Raw genomic sequence first — 17,262 nt, forward strand, 5'->3', positions numbered from 1 at the left:
CCTGCGGCGCGGCCGTCTCAGCCAACGGGTTGCCCGTTTGTGGAAGATCTATTCCGGCAAGACGGCCGACACGCAGCGATCTGATCAATGTCCATGGGCCAGCGCGCCTTTCGCCATCTGTTCGCCAATTTTTTCTCCACCCTGGTCATCGTTGGGGGTTTCGCGAGCCCGCAGAAGGCGCAGCGCATTGGCGACCACCACCAGCGAGACACCCACATCGGCTGCGATAGCGCCCCACATCGTAGCCATACCAAACGCGGTCAAGCCGACGAACAAAGCCTTAGTGGCCAGGGAGATGCCAATGTTCTGCCGGATGATCGACATTGTTCTGCGCGAATGACCGATCAGCCAAGGCACCTTGCCGATATCATCTGTCATCAACGCGATATCGGCCGTTTCAATGGCGGCATCAGAGCCAACGGCCCCCATGGCAATCCCGTAATGCGCGCGCGCCATAGCGGGCGCATCGTTGACCCCGTCGCCAATCATCGCAACCATGTCATGTTGCGCGACCAGCTCTTCGATGGCTGTCACCTTGTCTTCGGGCAAGAGTTCCGCGCGGACTTCATCGATGCCGACCTCGGCCGCCACGGCACGTGCTGTCCGCTCGTTGTCGCCCGTCAGCATTATGATTGTCTTGACGCCCTGCGCATGAAGCTGTGCAACAATGCCCTTGGCGTTGGGGCGAATGCGGTCGCGGAGTTCAAGAATACCGGTTACGCCGCCTTCGTCGCCAACCGCGACCAAGGTGCTTCCGGCCCCTTCAATCTGATTCCGAAGGTCTGACGGGATGGTTTCGCCAAAGCCTTTTTCCTCTGCGAAACGATCCGATCCAAGCCAGACATCTCTTCCGTCGATGCGCCCCACCAACCCACGACCTGGGACGGTGCGGGTGTCCTTGGCGGCTTGCACTGCAATCCCGTCGGTTTCAGCCTTGCCAAGAATGGCGCGCGCAAGAGGATGCGACGACCGCGCCTCCAGGGCACCGGCAAGGGCCAATAGCTCTGATTTAGATGCGTCACCCAAGGGATAGACAGCGGCCACTTCGGGTTCGCCCATGGTAATGGTGCCGGTTTTGTCCATCGCAAGTGCGGTGGTGCGACCGGGTGCCTCGACATAGGCCCCGCCTTTGATCAGCACGCCGGCCCGAGCGGATGCAGCAAGGGCGGCAACAATGGATACCGGAGTCGAAATGACGAGGGCACAGGGGCACGCGATCACCAGCAGGACCAGAGCGTTGTAGAACCAATAATCCCAGGCGCCGCCAAAAAAGAGGGGTGGCAAGACGGCGATTGCTGCCGCCAGAACCATCACGATCGGCGTGTAAATCCGGGCAAACTTCGCGACCCATTGTTCGACCTCGGCACGTTTCGAGTGCGCGTCGCCAACCATGCGGATGATTTTTGACAAGACCGTATCGGTTGCCGCTTTCGTTGCGCGGACCGTAAGCGTGCCCTCTCCGTTGATCGTGCCCGCATAAACATCGTCCCCTGCTTCCTTGGGAACAAGCGCACTTTCGCCAGTGATCGGGGCCTGATCCACAGCCCCTGCCCCATCAATGACCTCACCATCAAGCGGGATGCGATCACCCCCTCTGACGATAAACCGCGCCCCCACGGCTACTTCTGCGGCCGGAACATCGGCCTCTGATCCGTCATCCTTCAGGACACGCGCCGTGGGCGGCGCCAGATCCAAAAGCGCCGAGACCGCGTTTCGGGCCCGTCCAACGCTCCAACTTTCCAGATAGAGCGACAGTGAAAAGAAAAACGCCACGGTTGCAGCTTCAAAATATTCACCAAGTACGATTGCACCTGCAACGGCCACAACCATCAGCAGGTTCATATCGGGAGACAGGCGGCGTGCAGACGACCAGGCCTTTGGCGCGACAAGCCATACCCCGAAGAGGATTGCGAAACCAAAGAGAGCGGCCTCAAGGACCGGCATCGCTGACTCGCCATGGCCCGAGAACAAGCCAAGCGCACCGCCCAGACCGGTTTCCACGATATGGTATACGAACCCTGCGGCCCAAAATCCGCCACTCAGGGACGTGAACAATTTCTGCTTGGCAAGATGTGCCGCTTGATCGGCGCTGGCGCTTTCGGCGTTCCAAGGCCGGGCAGTCATTCCCGTGCTGGCGACCAGGTTGACGATTTCGCCATCGGAAATCTGCTCGGCGCTCTCCAAAACCGTCATGCGTCCGTTGATCACATCGAAGGCAAGATGATCGGCACCGCCAACTTTTGGGCCAACCACTTTGGAAAGGATCGAAACCTCTTCGACGCAATCCAGACCGCTGACTTGAAAGCTCCGTCCCTCATCGGGCGGAGGTGCAGACGGAATCACATTCCCTTGCGCTGCGCCTCCGCCACAACAGGCGCTACCATCCGATTTGTGCGCCGTATGGTCGTGCTTATGCCCTGAATGATCATGCTTATGATCATGTTCATGTTCAGGTTGGATGTCGCGACGCTCGTTATCGGTACTCACCGCCATGTGTTCTCTCCAGAATCAATCAACAGCAGCAATGTAGGGTCTACAGTGGCTTGAGGTTCAAGAGCTAAGTTTGCAGTCGACCCTTTTTCTTTGCGGCGAGAAACTTGAACAGGTGCGACATCGCACAAGCAACGTGTTTGTTGCTGATCGACGTGAATATGAATGAACGGAAAGGGAGTTGTGGTGTGACTTCAAACGGGATTTTGCTTTCCTGGATCGACACGCTCTGTTGAACAGAAGTCAACCGGTACGCCGTCTGAGTAGCCAAACAAAAAACACGCCACCAATCAGCCCGGTAACGATGCCAATTGGCAGGTCGTCCGGGGCCAATACCGTGCGGGCGATGATGTCCGACCACAAAAGATAAATGGCACCGAACAATGCGGATGCTGGCAGAACACGGGTATAATCCCCTCCGGCCAGAAGGCGAACAATATGCGGAACCATCAGGCCAACAAAGCCGATGATGCCCGAGAATGCGACCATAACGCCCGTGATCAGCGCACCCATGGCAAAAATCATCAACCTGAACCGCGCCACCGGGATGCCAAGGGTCGATGCGGTTTCATCGCCAATGGTCATTGCGTTCAGATTGCCGGCTTTCAGCCAAAGATATGAGCCGCACAGCACCAAGATCACCAGCGGATAGATCAACTGTCCCCATTGGGCCAGACCCAAGCCACCCAGCATCCAGAAGACAACCGTGTGCGTCGCACGGGGATCCCCCAGAAAGATCAGCACATTTGCAAGCGACATGACGATGAATGACACTGCCACCCCAGCCAGGATCAGGCGATCGGCACTTGTGGCCGAGGCAATCTGTGACACCGTCAGAACCAAAAGTGTCGCGCCAAGCGCACCAAAAAAGGCGAACAAAGGCACCGTCAGAGTGCCCAGAAACATGCCGGTGTGCAAAAGCGCCAGAATGGCCCCGAAAGCCCCGCCGGCAGATATGCCCAGCAAATGAGGATCGGCGAGTGGGTTGCGCGTGACAGCCTGAAGGCTGCCTCCGACCATGGCCAGGCCTGCCCCGACGAGACCAGCAAGAATTGCGCGGGGAAAGCGAATGTCCCAGACGATAGCCTCGTGTCCGGCGGGCCAGTTTTGGGCGATGGTATCCGGGGCGATCTTGTTGATCAAGACACCCCAAACGGTTGATAAGGGCACCGATATGGCCCCTACACTTATGGCCACAGAAAGCGAAAAGAGCAGCAGAACCAGCCCAGCCCCTATTACGAAGCGGAAACTGGTTTTAGGGATTGCGGCTGCCTTCGCGATCATTTCATTCGACCCTGAATGCCGAGGCGAGCTTTTTCACGGCCTGAACATTGCGCGGCCCCGGCGTGGCTTCGACATATTCCAGACTGACGAAACGGTCGTTTTTAACGGCGTCCAGATCGGCAAAGGCCGGGTTTGACATCATGAAGTTACGCTTCTCTTCGGCGGTCACTTCGCCGTAATTTACAATCACGATGATTTCCGGGTTGCGCTCAACCACAGCTTCCCAACCCACCGTAGACCAGCTTTTTTCGAGATCGTTCATGATATTGGTGCCGCCCGCTGCCTCGATCAGGGCATTTGGCATGGCATAGCGACCCGCCGTAAAGGGCGCGTCTTCGCCACTGTCATAGACGAAGACACGCGGCGCTTCGTCCAACAGTGACAAACCGGCGGTATAGCTCGCCAGTTCGGCACGATAGCCTTCGACCAGATCAACGGCTTTTTCCTCGACGTCAAAGATTTTGCCAAGGTTCAATAAGTCATTGTACATATCATTCATGCTGGCGGCGGCTTTTTCACCGATATGGATGCAGCTTTCGGTCAGCTCGTAGACATTGATACCAAACGGTTCGAGCGATTCAGGCGTGACTTCGCCGCCGACCTTCATGCCATAATTCCAGCCCGCGAAGAAGAAATCAGCCCCCGCGCCGATGAGGACCTCTTTGCTGGGGTATTTGGAGGACAACTCTGGAAGTTCCTCTATGCCCGCTGTCATGGAGGCATCCAGCGTCTTCCACCCGGAAATGCCGGTATAACCGACCATGCGATCTGCCAGCCCCAGAACCAGCATCATTTCGGTCAGGTTGACGTCGTTTGAGATTGCCGCTTTGGGTGGTTCGTCAATTGTCACCTCGCGATTGCAGCTTTGCACGGTTGCTTGCGCAAAGGCGCTTGTCGACGTTAATGCCAGCAAGGCACAGAACACGGTCGAAGAATACGTCATTTTCATCTGGGATTTCCTTTAATCGGGAAGCTGGAAAGACAGGTGCCGGGTTTGGCTGAGGCTGAGGGTTTCGCGGTGTGCCTTGACCCGAAATGTCTGCGACACCAGATGTTCGTTCAGGACGTCTTCGGGAAGGCCGAAGCCCTTACAATGTCCGTTCTCAAGCAACAGAACTGCATCACAAACTCCGGCTGCCATGTTAAGGTCATGCAAAGACACGACAATTGTAAGGCCAAGGGTGCGGATCAAGGACAGGATCTCAAGCTGATGACGAATGTCGAGGTGGTTGGTTGGTTCGTCCATAACCAGAACCTGTGGCTGTTGCGCCAACGCGCGCGCGACCATGACCCGTTGACGTTCACCGCCAGATAATGTGCCAACATCCCTGAATGCCAAATTCTGAAGGTCCATCCGGCCTATGGCAGCATCGACAATCTCGGCGTCATGCGCACCCGGGGTCGAAAACCCCTGACGATGCGGTGTGCGCCCCAGAGTGACAATGTCGCGGACGGTCAGACCGAATGCGCCGGGTTGTTCTTGCAAAACAGCGGCAACCTTGCGAGCCGCAGCCCGAGATGGCAAAGACCAGATATCTTTGCCATCCACAAGGATGCGCCCGGATGTCGGTCGTTGATAGTGGTAGATCAAGCGCAACAGTGTGGATTTGCCAGCACCATTCGGACCAACCACCCCCAGCACCTGCCCAGACTCAACCTTGAAACTGACGGGATGAAGGAGACGTGGAAGAGATTTGTGCGGTGCCCAGCTGATATTGTCGGCAATAAGACTTGCGGCGTTCATGACTGGCGCACCTCGCTGTCTTCCACAGCAAGCACCATTGCCGGAATTCGCGCGAGCGTATGTTTGCCCAGCTTACCGGGCCTTTCGGCCGATGAACACCATCCATCCCCCAGACCTGCATATTGCCGGGCAAATGCGACAAGATCGTCAATGTCCTGATCTGGTTCGATATCCCCGAACAGATAGGTTGCCTTGCGCGTGCTGTGATAAGCTATTGTGCAGGGATGCGAGCACCCCGCCATGCAGGCTACGCCCGAGACCTCAAATTCTTCGCTGATCGTGTCTCCTGCCGCGTCAATGGCGGCACGCAATCGTTTGATCAGATCATAACCCGGACCACAGGTTGCGCCCCTATGTCTGCAAGATGTGCAGATGGTTATTCTGTGACGTGGTATGCCCATATCGCCCTCCGCGAGAACGCAGGGCAAGCACAGGTAAAATATCACACGGATTACACCGCAAAGCCATCATGGCCTCCTGTCCGAACACCCCGCCCGGGTTGAAGTTGCATCCTTGATGGCAGGTCTCCTGACTTGCGGGTTGTCGCTTGCCCGAACCTTCCCAAACGCGGAGCGTTCAGTGGTGCTCATCGGGGTCGCTCGCCGCTCACAGTTGCGGGGGCAGTCACGGATTTAGCGCCTTTTGGCTATTCCTCACCGTATTCCCTTTTCATTCCGAAAGCGCATTCGTCTTTCGAAAACCATCTAAGGTCATTTCCGACACAATCGTTGATAGGTCAAGACAATAATTTTCTTCCCATACAAAGCATCCGCTGTTTGTTCTGCCTGAAGATGTAAGTGGTTGATGAAACGCAGGCGGCAGTCGGCAGGGAAATCCGGCGTTGCGATTGCGCAAGCGCGATGTTTCAGATGTTGGCTCCAAAAGCCCTTAGACCGTCGCTTTCCCCACGGCGTTCCGTGTTCACAGTTTGGCGTAAAATTTTCCCATCCTCTTTCTTGGTCGCTGAACGACAGGCTTTGGAACCCACGTCGACAAAGTGAAATCCAGAATACCCCCCTACCCTTTCGAGACAGGTCTCGCGACTCCAACCATCATTAACTCGAACAGCGCCTACATCGAGATTGACGAGGGGCTTGTTCGATCTTCACACTGACATTTGACATCCATACCACTGTCGAAGCCGCCGTCTGCGAAACCCCGAATGACTTCACGCATCGTGTTCATTCCCGACTGCTGTCATGGCGAAACGCGACAGGGCTGCGAACTGCCAGTATGTTTCGCTACAGACGCCGATCTCCTGCGATTCGAAAGAGAGGTCGCGGTTGTCGGTCGGTCGAGACACCCGGCCAGATCAACCCTTGCACTGAAAAGAATCGGGTGTTGAATTTAGCATCTTCGACGCCCTTGCCTGTTCCGGGTCATCGGACCTGACCTTGTTGTCAGAAATTTCCGGTCGGCTGTCTCGGCGGCAATTCGCGCGTTGATCTTGAAACCGTTGTTCGTCTCAGCGCCGCGGGTGGGCTCATCTAAAAGCAGCTCCTTCAACCTTTTTTGACAGCCGTGCAGATTCTAAAAATAATAAAGAAACAAATACTTAGATGTCATTGCTTGCAACATAGATGCCTTAGCGCGAGTGCTAAAATGAAGCGGCACACCAGATTTAGCGGTTACATTCCCCTGGCCAGCAAGGTTTAGACACCGTTACAAGTTCTGGCGTCGCAAAGCGGTGCATGGTCATCCACAGAAATAATCGTTGTGGATAGCCAGCTTCCGCTGTATTCACAGTTTAAGGATAGAAATCGCGATAAAAGCGATATTTAGTGGGGCGACAGAATGGAAGCAGCACCATTCCAAAATGATACGGGCGAGATTGCCTTCGACGAGATCATCCTCCAACAAGGAGAATTGATTTCTGACAGACTCAATATATTGCGTCAGGAGCAATATCCACCCGACGCCCAGAAAGGGTTGCGGCAATTCTCTCTGGCCGAGGTTGCATATTTTCTCGGTGTCACCCAATCAACTATCAAGAAGTTGCATCTTGAAGGCAAAGGGCCCGAGCCAGAGACATCTTCTTCTGGTCGTCGTTCCTACTCCGCCGAGCAAATGCTGGAACTCCGCGCCTATCTTGACGTTCATGGTCGGCCCGGAAAGCGGCAGTATCTGCCCCACCGGACAGAAAACGAGGAACTTCACGTGATCTCGGTCGTGAATTTCAAAGGTGGTAGCGGCAAGACGACAACCGCTGCACATCTTGCCCAACATCTGGCGCTTAAAGGTCATCGTGTGTTGGCGGTGGATCTTGATCCGCAGGCGTCACTCACTGCGTTACATGGAATTCAGCCTGAGTTAGACTCTGTTTTATCCCTGTATGAGACTCTGCGCTATGACGACGAGCGCCAACCGATCAGCGCAGTTATCCGGCCGACGAATTTCCCAAATCTAGATATTGTGCCCGCTAGTCTGGATTTGCAGGAGTACGAATACGATACGCCTGTCGCGCTTACGAGTCGCGACCCGTCCGAGGGTCGCGCTTTCTTCACCAGAATCTCAAAAGCCCTCGAAGAAGTTGAGGATCGCTATGATGTGGTCGTGATCGACTGCCCGCCGCAGCTGGGTTATTTGACCCTAACCGCCCTAACCGCATCAAGCTCCGTCTTGATTACGGTTCATCCGCAAATGCTGGACGTGATGTCGATGAGCCAGTTCCTTTTGATGCTTGGCGGTATTTTGCGAACCATTCGGGAAGCCGGCGCCGAAATGCGGCTGAAGTGGTTTCGATACCTCGTGACGCGCTTTGAGCCGACCGACGGCCCGCAAAAGCAGATGGTCGGCTTTTTGCAGGCAATGTTTCCAAATCAGATGCTCGAAGCGCAAATGGTAAAATCGACAGCCATTTCTGATGCTGGAATCACCAAGCAGACGCTGTACGAGGTTGAGCGGTCACAGTTTGTACGTTCGACATATGACCGTGCGATCACATCGCTCAATGCTGTGAATGACGAGATTGCTGATCTGGTGCATCAGGCCTGGGGGCGCGACAGTCTATGATTTTGACAGCCGTGCAGATGAGTTTTGACAGCCGTGCAGAAGGGTGCGTGATCACCCCAGAAGGGAGAGCAACATGGCCAGAAAAGATCTGTTGAAATCCGTGATCGGGCAACCGACCGAGAAACCCATTGATGGTGCGCGCTCCAGCTATGCTATGCGCGGTGCGTCGAAGTCGATGAAGGTTTCCATCGACAGTCTGGCGGAGAACTCCAAACGTCTTCTCGAAGGTGAAACAATTGTCGAGATCGATCCGGCGTTCATTGATGCCTCATTTGTAAATGACCGCCTAAGCGGAGACGATGAGGCCTTCGAGGAGTTGAAGGCGTCGATTTCTGCCAATGGGCAGGACACGCCGATCCTGCTGCGACCCCATCCAGAAATCCCAAACCGGTATATGGTGGTCTTCGGACATCGTCGTGTGCGGGTCGCGCGCGTGCTTGGATTTCCGGTGCGGGCCGTGGTTAAGGAAATGGACGACGTCGCCCACGTTTTGGCGCAGGGGCAGGAAAACACAGCACGGGCAGATCTGTCTTTCATCGAAAAAGCGCTCTTTGCCAAGAATCTGCACGACTTGGGTCAAGCCAAAGACGTGATTCAACAGGCGCTCACTATCGATGGCACACTGCTTTCGCGCATGTTGTCCGTCGCTGGAACGATTCCGGCGCATGTCATTGACGCAATTGGGCCTGCAAAACAGATTGGGCGGGATCGCTGGGAAGACTTCAAAAGGTTGATGGCGGTGAAATCAAACCACACCGTTGCTGAAACTATCCTATCCATGGATGGCTTTGATCAACTCAACAGCGATGCAAAATTCGAAATACTGCACAGCAAATTGGCAGAGGCAGGTAAGGCACCGAAACGCCGTGCGTCGAAGGCCAAGCCTGCCAGGCGGACCTGGACTGCCGGAGAAGGCAGGATCAAGGGCGTCATCGGACGCTCAGGGCGGGCTTACAGCATTTCATTAACATCCAAGGACTCCGCTGCGTTTGGTGAGTTTCTCTCGGAGAACCTCGATCAACTCTATGCGGATTTTCTCTCTCAATCCGAGGAGACAACGACATCATGACCTGAGGCAAAAGAAAAGCCCCCAAGCCGATCCGGCCCGAGAGCTTATCCGATTAGATTAGACACCTACTGGATACCGCTCCCGCGAATCACTGTCAACGAAAGAACGTCGTTTTGGCGAACGGGGATCTTTTGCCTCCACAAAAACGGAGGTGAAATACAGGCATGAAACATACAGGTTGGCGCAAGCCGACACCGGGTCTTGGAGTTGCTGAGCAGCTTGCCCAAGCCGGTGAACGGATAGGTGTACCCAAGCGACAGGCCGTTGTCGCTGTGAAGCGCGTGGGCGCTCATATCGGCCTGAAGGCCGGCGACATGATGCTTCTCGACACGCTGGGAGCCTTTACGCTGGCCCAGGACTGGGAGGAGGGGCAGCGCCCGATCGTCTGGGCGTCCAACGCCTATCTGATGGAGCAGACGGGCTTTTCCCTGTCGGCGCTCAAACGCCATGCCCGTCGCCTGGCAGAGATTGGTGTGGTTGCCTTCAAGGACAGCCCCAACGGCAAGCGTTGGGGACGCAGGGACGCAGACGGGCGCATCGTCGAGGCCTATGGTTTCGATTTGTCGCCGCTATCGGCCCGCGTCGAGGAGTTCGAGCAGCTGCACGCCGAATTGCAGGCCGAGCGTGAGCTCTGCCAGCGCCTGAAGCGCCAGGTCACGGTGGCGCGCCGGATGATCCGCGCCCGGATCGAGGCGGCCGTCAGCGGCGCGCTGAGAGGCCCGTGGGCGCAGTTTACCAACCTCTTCGAGGAGCTTCTGGACCGCCTGCCACGCCGGAATGTGGGCTCTGAGACACTTGAACGGCTGTTGGCATGGTTCAGGGAGCTTCAGGCGCGCGTCGAGGCGGCTTATCTCAAGGCAGTCCGGGCGGATGCGGTTGTGGAAAACACCGTTGAAACCAGTGAGCAAGTTACTAAACAGACTCAAGAAATGAACCCCAGGGAGGTCATTTCTGACCCGCATATACTAATTACAAACCAACTTTATCCTGTAATCTGTAAGTCCTCAGAAAAAGAGAACGCGGCGGGCATGGTGCCAAATGCGCCACCAGAAGAGCAAGTGGATAGGGCGTTGGAGGATTGGGTGGCCGAAACCCGCAAGAAGCGTGGCGCAGCGCTTGATTTGCCAACAGTGATGCAGGCTTGTCCTGAATTTGCGTCCTGGGCGCACAACATGGGCGGGTACTTGAAGGATTGGGGTGATCTGCACCGGGTTGCCGGTCAACTCAGGCCGATGATTGGCATTTCCGAACACGCCTGGAACCTTGCACAGGACCGGCTCGGTCCACAAATCGCGACAGCGGCGCTTGTTCTGGTGTTTGACAAGCACGCGGCGGGCGAAGTGGCTTCCCCGGGCGGGTATCTGCGCGGCATGATCGAAAAAGCCCGGGCAGGGGAGCTGCATCTGGAGCGCAGTTTCTATGGCCGGTTGAGCGGGCAGGCAGCATGATGCCTATCTGTCCGATTGTCGAAGCTACAGGCCTGCGGCCTTGGTCAGGTTCACCCGGAACCGGTCCCGACGACGCTGGTAGCGACGGGTCATCTCGGCAGAGGCGTGCCCGAGCTGCTTTTGGACGTAGCGCTCATCGACCTCGGCCGAACTGGCGAGGCCCGCGCGCAGGCTGTGGCCTGAAAACAGGGCGAGGCGGTCTTTCTCGGGCAGTTCTGCGCGGATGCCGCTCATGAGTACGGTCTGCTTGATCAGACGCGCGACGTGTTTGTCACTGAGCCGAGCCTCCAAGGCTTTCTTGCCATCGCGCGAGGTTCGGGTGAAAATTGGGCCGAAGTCGATTTTTGCAAAACGCAGCCATTGCTCTAACGCGTGCACGGGGCAGGTCTGTTCCGAAGATCCCCGTCCGATCTCAACTTCGCGCCAGCCCGTCTTTGCATTCAGCGTCAGCACCGCGCCGTCGTCGAGGATCTCGAGCCAGCCGCCACTGTCGGGAGTATCATCCTTGCCGACATCAAGGCTGACGATTTCCGAGCGCCTGAGACCACCGGCATATCCCAGGAGCAAGATTGCCCGATCTCTCAGCCCGCGCAGGTCGAAACCTAGGGTGCCAACCATGGCGAGGATGTCTTCCGGCAGGATCGCTTCCTTCTGAACGGGTGGGCGCGCATGCTTGCGTTTGATCCCGGCGAGCACCGTGGCGATGTGGCGGTTCTTGCGATCGAGGGAAACGCCGCGCTGTGCGTAGTTCCAGGCGAGACCGGACAGGCGGCGTTCGATGGTGCTGACCGATAAGGCAGGGGAGGACCCTGAACCGGACGCCAGATCCGCAAGGTAGAGGCCGATCATTTCCGGTGAGGGCGGCAGCGGGTCTGTGCCCTTCAATCTGCACCACCGTGCGAAGTGCTTCCAGTCGGCTGCGTAGGCCTTGTTGGTGTTCTCGGCCGTCGAGGCCACCGCGTAGTTCCGCGCCGTGTCGACCAGCCGATCAAGAGTTCCCGAGCCGGCCATATGCGACGGGAGAGTCAGAGCCTCACCAGAAGGCGGGACTCTCTCGTCGTCCTCGTTGGGTAAGGGGCCAACTTTCGGGTCCGAGCTCGATTTCTCGTTGTTTTCTGACATGTCGCCGAACATATCTTCTCGCGTCCGATAAAGCAACGTTATTGGACATGATGAGATTAGACAAGGTGCGGCGGTTTGTGTGGTGCTTTGCGGCAGAAAGCGCCGTGCACGATTGATCTTGTGACACGACCTGTCAGTCCGCGACGATCTTGAACGACCGGAGAAGTCTAACCAACATATCGCTCCGGGTCATCTCGGAACACGGAGAAACACTTGAGATTGTTGCATTTCGGCCAAACCCGGCCTTCGCTATGTTCGATGCTTTGGTTCTTCAAGAGTAACCCCGCCAGACATCCAGAAGTTTGTCGCCAATGGCCGCCTGCTTTCCTCGCTTTGGAACAACACGATGATTCAGAGGGACTTCTTCAAAGAGGAAGCGGATGAACTCAAGGCTGGCGTCGTGATTGGTAGCTCAATGAGCCTGAGCTTTGTGAATGGCTCTGTCGTGGATCTAATATCGGGTGGACGCCCCGGCGCACATGGGACGTTGGAGGGCAGGGCAAGCAGACGGCAGTGGTCTTCCGGCTCTCCGATGGTCCCAGTTCCTTGCAGCATGCGAAGCTATTTGGCGTGGCCTTTCTGATAGGTATCGCGCTCGACCAAAAAGCGTTCGGAAAGGGGCAGACTGGCTGCACCAAGGGCGCGTGCATCCGACCCGATCGACCCTTCAAGGATATCGGGCTTTGCGACGCCAGCGACTGATGTATTACCGATGTATTTCCGGACACGCCGGACAAGTTCCGCCCGCATGTGCTCTGGCATCCAGCCATCAATAAGAACGTTCCCCACATCTATCAGACAGACAGAGGAAAGAACTGCTTGCGCGATACCGTATGACGCATCGTTCAACCAGATATCGAGCGGGCCGTCGGGAATGTTCCAGCCTTCGGGATTGTCCCAAGCCATGGAGTATTCGTCGCCGCTTTCGACCAGCGCGCCTTCCAGCACCGCCAGCGAGGCGACATCGACCAACTGGCGCAGGTTGCCGTCTTGAGCCAACAGCATCATCGACCCCAAGGCGGCTGCATTGCCAGTGCGCCCGGTGAAGAGAGAACCATCCAGCACCAGGCCGCCGCCAATGAAGAAGCCGACAAAGACATACAGAAAATCCTGGGGTTTGTTTTGACTGCCGAACACCAATTCCGCCCCACAGGCGGCAGAAGCATCGTTGCAAACAAATACAGGGAAGTCACATACCGCACCAATCTCTTTGGCGATATCGCGGTCTTTCCAATCACGCATGTCGGCATCTTCGACGCCCAGCGTTTCGGCCCAATCCCAAAGTTGAAAGGGCAAGGCGATGCCAAGTCCGGCGATGCGGGAATGGAGCTGTTCGGGCAGATTATCGAGCACTTGACCGACAGCGTCGGTTGCGAACTTCACTGTTTTGTCGGGCGTCGGGTAAGGGTGGCTGATGCGGACACGGTGCTGAACCTCACCCAGGAAATCTGTGAGCACGAGATCGAGACTGCGACGACCGACCTTCAGTCCGAAAAAGAAAGCGCCATCCTTGGCAAGGCTCATGGGAACGGAAGGTTGCCCAATCTTGCCGCGCACTGGCTCTCCGCGTACAAGCAGCCCTTCGGCTTCCAATGCACGCATGATGACAGAAACGGTCTGCGCTGACAGTCCAGTGGTGCGGGCGATTTCGGCCTTGGCCAAGGGACCGCTTTGTCGGATCAGCGACAAAACAAGCCGTTCATTATAGGCGCGCATCCCGCTCTGGTTTGAACCCCGGCGCGGGGTATCCGGGCTGGTTTTTCCGCCTTTGATTGTCAAAGCCTGGCCCATCGTGTCCCTGTCTTCATTGTCTGCCTTTGCTGTGAAAGTGACCAAGACGACGGATGAAGTCAATAAGTAAATAAGAGTGAATTAATAATTGACCGATGCAAGCAAACTGGTCATTAGAGGTTAAGATGATTGTAAGGCCAGGATGACGATTCGGCGCTGCGATGACGCCGATACGGGAGGGATTAGAAATGAGCGTTTCAACTCATAGACTTGCACGCGAGACAATGGCATTCGTATTGGCCGGAGGGCGGGGTAGCCGCCTTAAGGAGCTTACCGATGTCAGGGCAAAACCTGCGGTATACTTCGGCGGCAAGACGCGGATCATCGACTTTGCGCTGTCAAATGCGGTGAATTCTGGCATACGGCGCATTGGTGTGGCAACGCAATACAAGGCGCACAGCCTGATCCGCCACCTGCAACGCGGTTGGAGCTTCTTCCGGGCAGAACGAAACGAGTCACTTGATATCCTGCCCGCATCACAACGGGTGAACGAGCGTAACTGGTATCTTGGCACGGCAGATGCCGTCACACAGAATATCGATATCATCGAAGGGTATGCCCCGAAATACATTCTTATTCTGGCGGGTGATCACATCTACAAACAGGACTATTCGCTGTTGCTGAAACAGCATGTAGAGACCGGTGCGGACGTCACCGTCGGCTGCATCGAAGTGCCTCGGAGTGAAGCCAGCGCGTTCGGTGTGATGGCAGTCGACGAGAGCGACCGTATTCTTGAGTTCGTTGAAAAACCCGCTGATCCGCCTTCCATGCCCGGTGACGAAACGCAATCCTTGGCCAGCATGGGCATCTATGTCTTCAAGACGGAACTGCTGATCAAATTGCTGCGTGAAGACGCCTTGTCCGAGACGTCCGAGCATGATTTCGGCAAAGACATAATCCCCGCATTGGTTGCGGCGGGCAATGCCTATGCGCATCCGTTCAGCCGTTCCTGCGTGACCAGTTCGTTTGAGCAAAAAGCATACTGGCGAGACGTCGGAACGATTGATGCCTACTGGCAGGCAAGTATCGACCTGACCGATTTCGAGCCGGAGTTGGACCTTTATGACCATGGCTGGCCGATCTGGACCTATTCCGAACTGACCCCACCTGCAAAATTCATACATAACGAGGAAGACCGGCGCGGCATGGCCGTCTCTTCGATGGTTGCGGGTGGTTGCATCATATCGGGTGCGCAGTTGAATCAGTGCCTGTTGCACAGTGGCGTGCATGCAAATTCGTACTCCGAACTCAATGGTGTGGTTGCGTTGCCGGATGTCAGTATCGGGCGCAAAGCCCGATTGAAGAACGTCATAATTGACCGGTCTGTGCGTATTCCTGCGGGGCTTGTTGTGGGCGAAAACGCAAAAGAGGACGCCGAGAGGTTTCGGCGCTCCGAGAATGGGATATGTCTCATTACGCAAGCTATGATCGACAAGTTGGAGCAATGACCCTCAAACTACTCTCTGTTGCGTCTGAATGCGCGCCTTTCGTCAAGACGGGGGGGCTGGCCGATGTTGTTGGCGCACTTGGGCGCGTTGTGGGTGCGCATGATGTTGAATGTCGCGTCCTGCTGCCGCTTTACCGCCAGATCGCGCATCTTGCGAGCGGGGCAAAAGAAGCCCTGAATGTCGGATCGCATTTTGGCGGACCGGTGCGTGTATTGGAAAAACGTGAAAGCGGCATAGATCTTTTGCTGATCGACGCGCCGCATCTCTATGACCGTCCGGGTCAGATTTATCTGAATGAAAGTGGTGTGGATTGGGCGGACAATCATTTGCGCTTTGGTTTGCTTGGCTGGTTGGGTGCCGAAATCGGGCGCACCGGTATCGCGGGCTGGATGCCCGATGTGATCCACGCACACGACTGGCAGGCCGGGTTGGCCCCGGTCTATTTGCGTCAAGCTGCTGGCGCTGCGCCGCCGTGTGTCCTGACCATTCACAACATCGCTTTTCAAGGCAATTTCCCGGCAACGACTATGGGCACTTTGGGTCTTGATCCCAAAGGCTTCACGCAGGACGGGTTTGAGTATTTCGGCCAGATCAGCTTTCTGAAAGGTGGTCTGACGCAGGCAGACCAGATCACCACGGTCAGCCCGACCTATGCACGAGAACTGATGACGCCGGAGTTCGGAATGGGGCTTGAGGGCGTCTTGATGGCGCGCAAGGCGGACCTTTCCGGCATTCTTAATGGCATCGACATGGTCGCCTGGGACCCCGCGACCGACCCGGCTCTGGCGCAGAATTACACCAGCCGCACGCTGGCGAAAAGGGCTGTGAACAAACAAGCGGTGCTGGACCATTTCGGTCTTGGCCCGGACACCAGCGCGCCGCTCTTTTCGGTCATCAGCCGCTTGTCAGAGCAAAAAGGGCTGGATCTTGCGCTGCAAGCGTTGCCTGCGATCCTTGAGAAAGGCGCGCGGTTTGTGCTGCTGGGGTCAGGGACACCAGAACTGGAACAGGGTTTCCGTGAACTTGCCGCCCGCTATCCCGACCATGTCGGTGTCGAAATTGGGTTCAACGAAGATCTGGCGCATCTGATGCAGGCGGGGGCGGATGCCACGCTGGTTCCATCACGGTTCGAGCCTTGCGGCCTGACCCAGCTTTGCGCAATGCGTTATGGCACGGTGCCGATTGTATCCGTCACCGGTGGTCTGGCCGATACGGTCATTGACGCCAATGAGGCTGCACTGGCCGCAGGCTGTGCGACAGGTCTGCAGTTCGCGCCAACGACGGCGGAGAAACTGGGTGCCGCACTTGATCGTGCCATGGCGATCTATGCCGACAGGACGGCGTGGCAGAAGATCCAACGCAACGGGATGAAACATCCTGTGGGCTGGGACGTCTCGGCGCAGCGGATGGCGAATATATATAACAACTTGGCGGGAGCCTAAGAACAGATGCATGAAGCCGCGCCTATCCTTAGCATCGTCGCCGGAGATCACACCCGTCTGGGTGCAATATTTGACGGCCAAGGCGTCAACTTCGCAGTCTTTTCCGCGAACGCAACAAAGATCGAGCTGTGCCTGTTCAGCCCTGACGGACAGCGCGAAACCGCGCGCGTGGCATTGCCGGACCGCACGGGCCCCGTCTGGCATGGATATGTCCCGGGTCTGAAACCCGGAACACTTTATGGATACCGGGCGCACGGGCCCTATGAACCGGATCGGGGCCACCGTTTCAATCCGAAGAAACTGCTTGCTGATCCCTATGCCCGCGCGTTTCATGGTGAGTGGCGTGCAGCCAAGGAAACATTGGGTTATGACATTGCGATGCCTGAACGCGACGCTGGGCCAAGCCAGGTAG

General features: G+C 56.5%; 12 protein-coding genes, 1 pseudogene and 1 riboswitch. Of the genes and pseudogenes, 6 read left to right on the forward strand and 7 right to left on the reverse strand.

Annotated features, from left to right (window positions below):
* Positions 1-84 precede the first annotated feature (84 nt).
* From AC13C8_RS07225 to AC13C8_RS07245, 5 genes are all read right to left on the reverse strand, one after another.
* A complete protein-coding gene (locus tag AC13C8_RS07225; protein WP_482846878.1) occupies positions 85-2,493 on the reverse strand; it encodes a heavy metal translocating P-type ATPase in 2,409 nt (802 codons plus the stop codon).
* Positions 2,494-2,733: 240 nt separating this feature from the next.
* Positions 2,734-3,774: a FecCD family ABC transporter permease gene (locus AC13C8_RS07230; RefSeq protein WP_482846879.1), complete on the reverse strand. Its 1,041-nt coding sequence runs from the start codon at positions 3,772-3,774 to the stop codon at positions 2,734-2,736.
* Between the two features lies 1 nt (position 3,775).
* On the reverse strand, positions 3,776-4,717 hold the full coding sequence (locus AC13C8_RS07235; protein ID WP_482846892.1) for an ABC transporter substrate-binding protein: 942 nt from the start codon (positions 4,715-4,717) through the stop codon (positions 3,776-3,778).
* Positions 4,718-4,735: 18 nt separating this feature from the next.
* Positions 4,736-5,518 carry an ABC transporter ATP-binding protein gene (locus AC13C8_RS07240; protein WP_091433157.1) on the reverse strand — a complete coding sequence of 261 codons (783 nt, stop codon included), beginning with the start codon at positions 5,516-5,518 and terminating at the stop codon, positions 4,736-4,738.
* Positions 5,515-5,919, reverse strand: a complete 405-nt coding sequence (locus tag AC13C8_RS07245; RefSeq protein WP_482846880.1) for a DUF1636 family protein — start codon at positions 5,917-5,919, stop codon at positions 5,515-5,517. The genes AC13C8_RS07240 and AC13C8_RS07245 overlap by 4 nt, the downstream gene beginning before the upstream one ends.
* 100 nt (positions 5,920-6,019) lie before the next feature.
* Positions 6,020-6,238, reverse strand: a riboswitch (cobalamin riboswitch).
* A gap of 1,074 nt (positions 6,239-7,312) precedes the next feature.
* Between AC13C8_RS07245 and repA the strand changes: the two genes are divergently transcribed.
* The 3 genes from repA to repC all read left to right on the forward strand — a co-directional run bounded on the left by repA (position 7,313) and on the right by repC (position 11,047).
* Positions 7,313-8,530: a plasmid partitioning protein RepA gene (gene repA / locus AC13C8_RS07250; RefSeq protein ID WP_482846881.1), complete on the forward strand. Its 1,218-nt coding sequence runs from the start codon at positions 7,313-7,315 to the stop codon at positions 8,528-8,530.
* Between the two features lie 73 nt (positions 8,531-8,603).
* Positions 8,604-9,599, forward strand: coding sequence for a plasmid partitioning protein RepB (repB, locus tag AC13C8_RS07255; protein ID WP_482846882.1), 996 nt, complete (start codon positions 8,604-8,606; stop codon positions 9,597-9,599).
* Between the two features lie 164 nt (positions 9,600-9,763).
* The gene (gene repC, locus AC13C8_RS07260; protein ID WP_482846883.1) at positions 9,764-11,047 is read left to right on the forward strand and encodes a plasmid replication protein RepC; all 1,284 of its coding nucleotides are present in this window, start codon (positions 9,764-9,766) and stop codon (positions 11,045-11,047) included.
* A gap of 24 nt (positions 11,048-11,071) precedes the next feature.
* Here the strand turns inward: repC and AC13C8_RS07265 are convergent, their stop codons facing one another.
* Positions 11,072-12,169, reverse strand: a complete 1,098-nt coding sequence (locus AC13C8_RS07265; RefSeq protein WP_482846893.1) for a tyrosine-type recombinase/integrase — start codon at positions 12,167-12,169, stop codon at positions 11,072-11,074.
* A gap of 561 nt (positions 12,170-12,730) precedes the next feature.
* The gene (locus AC13C8_RS07270) at positions 12,731-13,885 is read right to left on the reverse strand and encodes an ROK family transcriptional regulator (RefSeq protein ID WP_482846884.1); all 1,155 of its coding nucleotides are present in this window, start codon (positions 13,883-13,885) and stop codon (positions 12,731-12,733) included.
* Positions 13,886-14,148: 263 nt separating this feature from the next.
* Between AC13C8_RS07270 and glgC the strand changes: the two genes are divergently transcribed.
* From glgC to AC13C8_RS07285, 3 genes and pseudogenes are all read left to right on the forward strand, one after another.
* A complete protein-coding gene (glgC, locus tag AC13C8_RS07275) occupies positions 14,149-15,408 on the forward strand; it encodes a glucose-1-phosphate adenylyltransferase (protein WP_482846885.1) in 1,260 nt (419 codons plus the stop codon).
* Positions 15,405-16,850, forward strand: coding sequence for a glycogen synthase GlgA (gene glgA, locus AC13C8_RS07280; protein ID WP_482846886.1), 1,446 nt, complete (start codon positions 15,405-15,407; stop codon positions 16,848-16,850). The genes glgC and glgA overlap by 4 nt, the downstream gene beginning before the upstream one ends.
* A 6-nt stretch (positions 16,851-16,856) precedes the next feature.
* A pseudogene (locus AC13C8_RS07285) lies at positions 16,857-17,262 on the forward strand (glycogen debranching protein GlgX); the annotation flags it as partial.

It is taken from the genome of Aliiroseovarius sp. B-4, from assembly GCF_056857795.1.